Source organism: Bacteroides sp. AM54-2NS (assembly GCF_003602935.1).
GTDB classification, from domain to species: domain Bacteria; phylum Bacteroidota; class Bacteroidia; order Bacteroidales; family Bacteroidaceae; genus Bacteroides; species Bacteroides xylanisolvens.
In genome coordinates, this window is sequence record NZ_QTMZ01000160.1 from 1 (window position 1) to 506 (window position 506).

Consider the following 506-nt stretch of genomic DNA (forward strand, 5'->3'; position numbering starts at 1 on the left):
ATGCGGACAGAGAGGCCGAGGGATGCGGACAGCAGATGGTCGCCAAGGCGGTGTGCCTTGCCATAGCCGTCAAAATCCTGCATGGTGGTCATGTTGCCTATCTCTGCCGTAACAGCAATGCGTGGGGAGAGATGATACAGCCCCTGTATGCCGTAGGAAATGGTAAAGGGCTTGTGGGCATTCACCTTGTTGTGCAGCATACCCACGCCCACGTATGGAATGACACACCATCGGGCAAGGGTGTGTACATCGTCCTTGTAGAGGTTGCCGAGGACATTCCACATGAAATCAGCACGAAGGTACTGGTAGTCCTGCGAGGAGTTGTTGCAGTCGTTGAACTGCATACCGCCATAGTTCAGACGACCGCCGACGGAAGGTGTGAACCATTTGCCGATCGACACGGAGAATGCCGGTTTCATGCGACCGAATAGGTCGTTGCATCCGAGCGGTTTGCCGAGGAAGACCGTAGTTCCTCCTGCCGCTTGGACAAACCAGTTGTCCGTCCA

The 506-nt window shown here is 55.3% G+C and carries 1 pseudogene; it reads right to left on the minus strand.

What is annotated here, in order from left to right:
* Positions 1 to 344, minus strand: a pseudogene (locus tag DXA05_RS26300) (hypothetical protein); the annotation flags it as partial.
* Between the last annotated feature and the right edge of the window lie 162 nt (positions 345 to 506).